This window comes from Amycolatopsis sp. NPDC049688, assembly GCF_040674975.1.
GTDB lineage: Bacteria > Actinomycetota > Actinomycetes > Mycobacteriales > Pseudonocardiaceae > Amycolatopsis.
The window spans coordinates 264,564-273,541 of record NZ_JBFANY010000011.1 but is presented as its reverse complement, the minus strand read 5'-3'; the positions used below and the strand labels follow the sequence as shown (position 1 = coordinate 273,541).

Annotated in this window: 7 protein-coding genes; 5 read left to right on the top strand and 2 right to left on the bottom strand. The window is 74.4% G+C overall.

The window, feature by feature from the left end:
- Positions 1–205: 205 nt before the first annotated feature.
- Positions 206–670, bottom strand: coding sequence for a metallopeptidase family protein (locus AB0J55_RS31065; RefSeq protein ID WP_167384899.1), 465 nt, complete (start codon positions 668–670; stop codon positions 206–208).
- Positions 671–750: 80 nt separating this feature from the next.
- On the opposite strand from AB0J55_RS31065, the gene AB0J55_RS31060 reads away from it, so the two are divergent.
- The 5 genes from AB0J55_RS31060 to manA all read left to right on the top strand — a co-directional run bounded on the left by AB0J55_RS31060 (position 751) and on the right by manA (position 5,200).
- On the top strand, positions 751–1,107 hold the full coding sequence (locus AB0J55_RS31060) for a DUF3499 domain-containing protein (RefSeq protein WP_285986112.1): 357 nt from the start codon (positions 751–753) through the stop codon (positions 1,105–1,107).
- Between the two features lie 80 nt (positions 1,108–1,187).
- A complete protein-coding gene (locus tag AB0J55_RS31055) occupies positions 1,188–2,543 on the top strand; it encodes a phosphomannomutase/phosphoglucomutase (protein WP_364256291.1) in 1,356 nt (451 codons plus the stop codon).
- 74 nt (positions 2,544–2,617) lie between these two features.
- Positions 2,618–2,839, top strand: coding sequence for a Trm112 family protein (locus tag AB0J55_RS31050; RefSeq protein ID WP_364256288.1), 222 nt, complete (start codon positions 2,618–2,620; stop codon positions 2,837–2,839).
- Complete coding sequence (locus tag AB0J55_RS31045; protein WP_364256285.1) at positions 2,823–3,917, top strand: hypothetical protein; 1,095 nt, start codon at positions 2,823–2,825, stop codon at positions 3,915–3,917. The genes AB0J55_RS31050 and AB0J55_RS31045 overlap by 17 nt, the downstream gene beginning before the upstream one ends.
- A gap of 53 nt (positions 3,918–3,970) precedes the next feature.
- Positions 3,971–5,200, top strand: a complete 1,230-nt coding sequence (gene manA, locus AB0J55_RS31040) for a mannose-6-phosphate isomerase, class I (protein WP_364256337.1) — start codon at positions 3,971–3,973, stop codon at positions 5,198–5,200.
- Between the two features lie 756 nt (positions 5,201–5,956).
- On the opposite strand, the gene AB0J55_RS31035 is transcribed toward manA, so the two are convergent.
- Positions 5,957–8,890, bottom strand: coding sequence for a BTAD domain-containing putative transcriptional regulator (locus AB0J55_RS31035; RefSeq protein ID WP_364256282.1), 2,934 nt, complete (start codon positions 8,888–8,890; stop codon positions 5,957–5,959).
- Between the last annotated feature and the right edge of the window lie 88 nt (positions 8,891–8,978).

Sequence of the window (8,978 nt, the reverse complement as noted above, 5' to 3'; positions counted from 1 at the left end):
GTTCGGTTTTGTGGTGGCGGGAAAGCGTGCCTTGACAAACCCGACCGCCGGCTGAAGGGAAGGCTGAGGATGAGGGGCGGGGGAGGTCTGGTGACGTCGTTGGTCGCCTTCCGCTGCCGGCCGCCCGTTTCGATCTCACGTCGTGCTCGGTTTGCGCTGCCGGCCGCCGGTCAGCAGCGAGTCTCAGCCCGCAGCCGAGCCGCCGTCACTCGCCTTCGATGACGTCCGGCTCCACGCCCAAATACCCCGCCACCTGCTCCACCAGTACGTCGTGCACTAGCTCCGCCAGCTCCGACGGGTCCTTCGCGCGCGCCTCCAGCGGCCGCCGGTACAGCACGATCCGGGCCCGTGTCGGCAACCCCGTCCGGTCCACCCCCGCCGGGACCAGGCGCGACAACGGCACCGCGCCGTCGTGCAGCACGCCGTCCGCCGGTGCGTGGCCGTTCTCTCGGACCTCCGGCACGTCGTCGACCGCTACGTCGAGCTTCGTCAGCTCGTGGCGCCAGCGGGCTTCGATCGGCTCCAGGGCGTCCAGCACCAGGGCGTCGAAGCGTTCCGCGCGGCTCGCGGCGGCGGGCAGGGTCGCCGGATACAGCGTCCCGCGCAGGCCCCGGCCGTGCCGGTCCCGTCGCGAGCGCCGCCGCTGTCGGTAGTCACGAGCCGTCGCCACGTTCCGAAGTCTATGCGGTCGGCGCGTCCCAGCGCGTGTCGCTCCTCCAGGCTTGCGGCGACGCGCTATCGTTTCGATTCGTGCGGAGCGTACGGAAGTGTTCGCGTACTGGCTGTCTCGAGCCAGCTGTGGCCACGCTGACGTATGCGTACAGCGACTCGACCGCCGTCGTCGGCCCCCTGGCCACCGCCTCCGAGCCGCACTCCTACGACCTCTGCGAAGCCCACGCGCTGCGGCTGACCGTCCCGAAGGGCTGGGAAGTCGTCCGCCACGAAGGGGCCTTCGCCGCGCCGGACCCGTCGGCCGACGAACTGACCGCGCTGGCCGAGGCCGTGCGCGAGGCCGGCCGCCCCGGCAAACCCGCGCCTCCCGCTCCCGAGCCGGAGGGCCCGTCCGGGCGCCGCGGCCACCTGCGGGTCCTGCCCGGCCGCGCCTGAACGCGTAACCCACTCACCTCGCCGGTAGGCTTTCCGCGCGGCGCAGCGGGCGCCGGGACGACTATTCGCGGGGAGACGGCGTGCCAGACCTTTCGGGCATCGTGAAGGCCTACGACATTCGCGGCGTGGTCGGCGAGCAGCTCGACGCGGACCTCGTCCGCGACTTCGGCGCCGCGTTCGCCCTGCTCATCAAGCCGGAAGCGCCCTCGGTGGTGATCGGCCACGACATGCGGGACTCCTCGCCGGCGCTGGCCGCGGCGTTCGCCGACGGCGTCACCTCGCAGGGCCTCGACGTCGTGAGCATCGGCCTGGCCAGCACCGACCAGCTGTACTTCGCGTCGGGCTCGCTGAACATGCCGGGCGCGATGTTCACCGCCAGCCACAACCCCGCCAAGTACAACGGCATCAAGATGTGCCGCGCGGGCGCGTCGCCGGTCGGCCAGGACACCGGGCTCGCCGAGATCCGCGACACCGTCGAGCAGGGCGTGCCGGAGTTCGAGGGCCAGCGCGGCTCTATCACCGATAGGGACGTTCTCGCCGACTACGCGGCCTACCTGCGCAACCTCGTCGACCTGTCCGGCAGCCGGCCGCTGAAGATCGTGGTCGACGCCGGCAACGGCATGGGCGGCCACACCGTCCCGACCGTCTTCGAGGGCCTCCCGATCGAGGTCGTGCCGATGTACTTCGAGCTCGACGGCACCTTCCCGAACCACGAGGCCAACCCGCTGGACCCGGCGAACATCGTCGACCTGCAGGCGAAGGTGCGCGAAGTCGGCGCCGACGCCGGTGTCGCCTTCGACGGCGACGCCGACCGCTGCTTCATCGTCGACGAGCGCGGCGAGCCGGTTTCGCCGAGCGCGATCACGGCGCTGGTCGCCGTCCGCGAGCTGGCCAAGGACCCCGGCGGCACGATCATCCACAACCTGATCACGTCCAAGGGCGTGCCGGAGATCGTCGCCGAGCACGGCGGCAAGCCGGTCCGCACCCGCGTCGGGCACTCGTTCATCAAGGCCGAGATGGCCCGCACCGGCGCCATCTTCGGCGGCGAGCACTCCGCGCACTACTACTTCCGCGACTTCTGGCGCGCCGACACCGGCATGCTGGCGGCGCTGCACGTCCTCGCCGCGCTCGGCGAGCAGACCGGCCCGCTGAGCGAGCTGACCAGCGCGTACTCGCGCTACGCGGCTTCGGGGGAGATCAACTCCACGGTCGACGACCAGGTCGCGAAGATGATGGCGGTCAAGGACACCTTCGGCACCCGCCCCGGCGTCGAGCTCGACGAGCTGGACGGCCTCACCGTGCAGCTGCCGGGCGGCGCCTGGTTCAACCTGCGCCCGTCGAACACCGAACCGCTGCTCCGGCTGAACGTCGAGGCGGCGAACGCCGAAGCCGTGCAGGGGCTGGTGGACGAAGTACTCGCGATCATCCGCAACTGACCGTCCGCGATGAAGGGCCAACCGTGTCCTGAAGGTGCCCTTCATCACACCCCTCTGCGTGGTATGGAGGAACCATGGCCATCACGCTCGACGCCCAGCTCCTCGAGATCCTGGCGTGCCCGTCGCCCGATCACGCCCCGCTCCGGCCGGGCGCCCCGGACGACCCCGAGGCCGACGCGCTGACGTGCACCGAATGCGGCCGGGTGTACCCGGTCCGTGACGGGATCCCGGTGCTCCTGCTCGACGAAGCCACCGTGCCCGGTGATCACGGAAATTCCGATGCCGACAGTGCTTGACGACACGCTGCTCGACGACCCCGCGCGGCTGGCCGAGGCCGACAGCGCGGGGTTGCTCCGTGCCGCCGCGATGGCCGGCGCCCAGGTGCGGGCGACCGCCGAGCTCGCCGCGGAGCTGGAGCTGTCCGAGCGGCTCGACATGGGCCGCCCGCGCGCCGTCGTGCTGATCGACCGGCCGGGGGTGAGCCGCACGCTCACGCGGCTGCTGGCCGCCCTGCTGGCGCCGTCGTGCCCGGTGCCGGTGGTCGTCGCCGAAGTGGTGCCGAGCTGGATCGGCGCGCTCGACGTCGTGTTCGCGCACACCGACGACCCCGGTGACCGCGAGCTGGCCGCGTCGCTGGAGCGCGCGGCCCGCTACGGCGCTTCGGTGGTGCTTTCGGCGCCGTCCGAAGGCCCGGTGGCGGCTGCCGTGGCGGGCAAGGGCCTGCTGCTGGCGCCGCGGATCCCGGTGCCGCCGGAGCTGGCGTTCCCGCGCGGCCTGGCCGCCGGGCTGCTCACCGCGAACGCGCTGGGCCTGCTGATCTCCGACGTCCAGGTGCTGGCCGACCAGCTGGACCTGGAAGCCGAGAAGGACTACCTCGCCCGCGAGTCGTTCGCGAACCCGGCCAAGGCGCTGGCACTGCGGGTCGCCGACCGGGTGCCGCTGCTGTGGGGGCTCGACCCGGTCGCGGTCGCCGTCGGCGAACACGCTGCGCACGCATTCGCCGCCCACGCGGCCACGGTGTGCGACGTCGAGGACTATCGTCAGGCCCTGGCGCGCCCCGCATTGCGGCGGGCGGCGCAATCAGGTGGCGGAGAGCGTGACATCTTCGCCGATCCGGACGATCCCTCTGGTGACATCCCCACCCGGGTGCTGCTGCTCTCGGTGCGGACCGGTCCGGCCACGGACGCGGCGCGCTACCAGGCCGAGGATCTGCTGCCGGGTGCGGACGTCATCGCGCCGGCCGAGGAGATCGAGGCCGACGAAATCGTGCGGGCCGCGGTGCTGGCACTGCGGTTCGAACTGGCGGCGGTCTATCTCGGGCTGGCGGCGGGCAGCATCGGCGGTGCCGGTCGCTTCGCGCCCGCGACGGCGTGAGACCCGCCTAGCACCGGCCCGGCCGGTGCCGAAGGAGTGGAGTTGAGGTGACAGTGGAGCTGCTGCGCAACGCGGTGCGGCCCTACGCCTGGGGATCGCGGACGGCGATCCCCGAGCTGCTGGGCCGTCCGGTACCCGCGCCGCACCCCGAGGCCGAGCTGTGGATGGGTGCCCACCCGGGCGACCCGTCGCACGTGATCGGCCCCGACGGGACCGAGCGGAGCCTGCTCGAGCTGGTGGACGCCGACCCGGTGACCCAGCTCGGCGAGCGCTGCGCGAAGCGGTGGGGCGGGCGGCTCCCGTTCCTGCTGAAGATCCTCGCGGCGGAGGAGCCGCTGTCGATGCAGGCGCACCCGTCGGCGGCCCAGGCCGCGGAGGGTCACGCCCGCGAGGAGCAGCTCGGCATCCCACGCGACGCGCCCAACCGCAACTACCCGGATCCGACGGCGAAGCCGGAGCTGGTGTGCGCGCTGACGGAGTTCCACGCGCTGGCGGGGTTCCGCACCCCGGACCGGACGGTGAAGCTCCTGAAGGCCATCGAGACGCCGGGACTGGCGAAGTACACGGGGCTGCTGGAGGCCCAGCCGGACCCGGACGGGCTGCGCGCGCTGTTCACGACGTGGATCACGCTGCCGCAGCCGTCGCTGGATTCACTGTTGCCGGAGGTGCTCGACGCGTGCGTCCGGCACGTCCAGGAGCACGGCGAGTTCGCGGTGGAGTGCCGGACGATCCTGGAGCTGGGCGAGGCGCACCCGCGCGACGCGGGCGTGCTGGCGGCGTTGCTGCTGAACCGGCTGACGTTGCGCGCGGGCGAGGCGATCTACCTGCCGGCGGGCAACCTGCACCTGTACCTTCACGGAACGGCCGTGGAGATTTTGGCGAACTCGGACAACATCCTGCGATGTGGCCTGACGCCGAAGCACGTGGACGTCCCGGAGCTGCTGCGCGTGGTGGACTTCGCGTGCGGCGAGATGCCGGTCCAGTGCGGTGATGCCGGCGGGCGGATGGCGGTGTACCGCACGGACGCCCCCGAGTTCGAGCTGTCCCGCGTCGAGTGGTCGGCGGGCCAGGACGACGAGATCGCGGTGGACAGCGTGGGCCCGCAGATCCTGCTGTGCACGGCGGGCGACCTCCTGGTGACGGCGGACGACGGCGAGAAGGTCGAGCTGCGGCGGGGCCAGTCGGTGTGGCTCCCGGCGGCGGACCCGCCGGTGCACGTGCGCCCGGTGGGCGGAGGGCGCGCTCAGCTGTTCCGCGCCACGGCGGGTACCTGCGAGGACTGACCCGGCCCGCTCCCCGTACCCGGCCGGCCGGTCGTCGTACCCGGAGGGTCGGCTGACGTGCCTGGAGGGTCGGCTGGCGTGCCTGGAGGGTCGGTTCGCGTGTCTGGAGGGTCGGCTGACGTGTCTGGAGGGTCGGCTGACGTGCCTGGAAGGTCGGTTCGCGAGCCGACGGTCCAGGTACGCGAGCCGACTATCTGGGTACGTGAGCCGACCGTGTGGGTACGCCAGCCGACCGTCTAGGTACGCCAGCCGACCGTCTAGGTACGCCAGCCGACTGCCTGGGTGCGTCGGCCGACCCCGCGGGCGGCGGGGTGGATGTGCGCGGCCGGGGGTTTCTGTGTGCGTTCCGTGTGGCGGCATCCGCCACTATCGACACCAACGGGGGACCCTGGTGCGCTGGTGCGCGCGGCCAGTCCGCTGGGGGTGGCGCCGGTCGGATTCCGCCCGGCGCCCGTGGGCTTGAGGTGGTGCCGCGAGGGGGCGGCACCACCTCGGCGGCCACCCCGCCGAACGAGGGGGGAACGGGTGGGTGCGGCGAGGGGGCAGCACCACCCCGTCCCGCAGGCCGTCGGCCTCGCCGACCCGCCAGGCCGGTGCGGAAGGCGGCACGCCGCGGGAGGTGCGGGCCACCTCATGCGCCGATCGCCCGTCAGGGCGGCGCGGGACGGGGCAGCACCAGCCCGTCTCGCCGAGGGCGCCTGCCGCCCGGTTCGGGGACCCGCCCAGCCGGCCCGGGAGAGGGGCGTGACTAGTCCGTCAGGCCGGTTCCGTGAGCGCCAGCAATGCCCGCCGGAGGGCGGCTGCGCTGGCGTCGCGGGGGTCTGCCAGCGCCGCTGCCTCCTCCGCCGCCTGCTCCGCCGACTCCTCGTCTCCCACCGCCGCGTACGCGCGGTGCAGGACCAGCCACGTCAAGCCCGCCGCCGGGCGGCTGCCCATCTCGCCGTACTCGTCCAGGCAGGCGCGCAAAACCGGGATCGCCTGGGCCGCGCGGCCTTCGCCGATCCAGCTCGCCGCCAGTGCCCTCGTGCACGACAGCTCCCGGGGCCGCTCGTCCAGTTCGCGGGCCAGCGCGCGGGCCTCCTCGAACGCCGCCGTCGCCTCGGCCCGGGCGCCCGAGGCTGCCGAGATCGCGCCCAGCGTCCGCAACGACTTCGCCAACGCCGACCGGACCTTCGTGCCGCGCAGCAACGTCACCGACTCCGCGATCGCCGCCGCCGCTTCGCGGTCTTCGCCCGTCAGCAGGGATGACCACGCGAACCCGTGCAGGGCCTCGCCGATCACCCGGGGGTCGCCGGAAGACCGGGCCGCGGCCAGGGCCGTCCGGTCGACCTCCCGGGCCTCGCGGATCCGGCCCAGCCGCAACAACGCCGCCGACTCCGCCGCCCGCACCCAGCCGAGCTCCGCCGTCGATCCGTCCACTGTGAACAGTTCGCGGGCGTGGGCCGCCGTCTCCAGGGCCTCCTCCGCGCGGCCGAGGCCGATCAGGCAGTGCGCCAGGTTCGCCGACACCCACGCGTGCGTGCGCCGGTCGCCGTGGGCCTCGAGCTCCTTGGCGCACGCCCGGTAGCGGACCGCCGCCTCCTCGTACTCCCCGCGCGCGTGGCGCAGCAGCGTCAGGGTGGCCTCGGCGACCGTCGCCAGCGGGGGATCCGCGACCGACACCGTCTCGTACGCCGCGCGCATGTCGGCGTACTGGCCGTGCAGGTACAGGTACACCCCCAGCCGGTCGAGCAGCAGCAGCGCGTCCCGCGCGCCCAGCGTGCCGATGAGCAGCACCAGGTTCGCGCGCTCGGCGGCGAACCAGTCGTCCGGACGCGCGAGCAGCCGCTCCACCAGCTCGGCGGGCAACGGCTGCGGCGGCGGCTCGGCGGCCGGCGACGGCATCGGGACCGTGCGCGGCAGCCGGGCCGCCGCCGCGTCGGCGAGGGCGAGCGTCGCCGCCAGCACCGTCCGGACGCCCTCGGCGGACGACGGCTCGGGCAGCTCCGCCGCGTACAGCCGGACGAGGTCGTGCATCCGGTAGCGGCCTTCGCCGGTCGGATCCGGTCCGCGGGCCTCCAGCAGGCTCGCCTCGACGAGCTCCTCGACCGCCTCGTCGGCGTCCGGGTCGTCGACCAGGGTGGTGACCGCCCACGCCGGCAGGTCGGCGAGCCGGCACCGGCCGAGCAGGCGGAACGCCCGCCGCGCGGGTGGCCGCAGGCCCTCGTAACTCAGCGCGATGCTGCTCCGGACGGCCAGGTCGCTGACGGTCAGCTCGTCGAGCCGCCGGACCTCGTCCTCCAGCCGGTCGGCCAGCTCGCCCAGCCGCAGGTGCGGGCGGATGGCCAGCCTGCTGCCCGCGATCCGCAGGGCCAGCGGCAGCCGCGCGCACGCCGTGATGATCCGCTCGGCGTCGGCGCGCTCCCGCGCCACCCGCGCCCCGGCCAGCCTGTCCAGCAACTCGGCGGCGTCGGCGCCCGACAGCGGCCCGAGGGCCAGCCGGTGCGCGCCCGCGAGCCCGCTCAGTCGGCGGCGGCTCGTCACCAGCACCGCACAGCCCGGCGTGCCCGGCAGCAGGGTCCGGACCTGCCCGGGGCCGTCGGCCTCGTCCAGCACCACCAGCACCCGCCGGTCGGAAAGCCGGCCGCGGAACACCGCCGCGCGAGCCCGGACGTCGTCCGGCACGGCCGGGCCCGGGACGCCGAGCGCGCGCAAGAGGTCGGCCAGCACCTCCCCGATCTCACGGCCCGCCAGCGGCACGTACAGCTGGCCGTCGGGGAACCGTCCCCGCAGCCGGTGCGCGGCGCGGACGGCGAGGGTGCTCTTGCCCGCGCCCGGCTCGCCGCTGAGCACCGCGACCGGGACGCCGCCGTCGGCGCCGAGCACGCGGGTCAGCTCCGCCAGTTCGGCCTCGCGCCCGGTGAAGTCGCCGATGTCCGGCGGGAGCTGGCACACCGGCCACACCGCCGGCGGCAGCCGCGGCACCGGGTCCTCGCCGCGCAGGACGGCCGCGTGCACCCGGCGGGCCTCCGCGCCCGGTTCGACGCCGAGCTCCTCGATCAGCGTGGCCCGCAGCCGCCGGTAGACCTCCAGCGCGCTGCCCTGCTGCCCGGCCCGGTGCAGCGCGGTCATCAGCTGCGCGGCGAGCCGTTCGCGCAGCGGGTGCTCGGTGAGCGCGGCCTGCAGCTCGCCGGTCAGCTCCCCGTGCCGGCCGGCGGCGAGCTCGGCGTCGACGCAGTCCTCGAACACCGCGAGCCGCTCGGACTCCAGCCGGGCGACGTCGGCCTCCAGCCGCGGCACGTGCAGCCCGGCCAGCACCGGCCCCCGCCACAGCGCGAGCGCCCGCCGGTAGTGCGCCGCGGCGGCGACCGGATCCGCCGCCTGCCGCCCTTCGGCGACGGCGGCGCGGAAGCCGAGCAGGTCCAGCTCCGCCGGTTCGACGTGCAGCCGGTAGCCGAGCGGCCCGTGCTCGACGCGGAGGCCGTCGATCCGCTCACGCAGCCGCGAGAGGTAGGTGTGCAGGTTGGAGGTGGCCGACTTGGGCGGCCCGTCCGGCCACAGGGCCTCGACCAGCACGTCGGCCGGGACCGGGCGGCCGGCGTTGAGCAGCAGCACGGCCAGCAGCGTGCGCTGCCGCTCGCCGCGCAACGCGACCCAGTGCCCGGGCGGCCCTTCGACGGCGAGCGGCCCGAGCACGCCGAAGTGAGCCATGGCCACCCTCCCGTGCCGGAACCGCCACCGTAGCGAAGGGGTCCGACAAAACCGGCCGGTGCGGCGGGAACCCGGCGGGGTCCTCTAG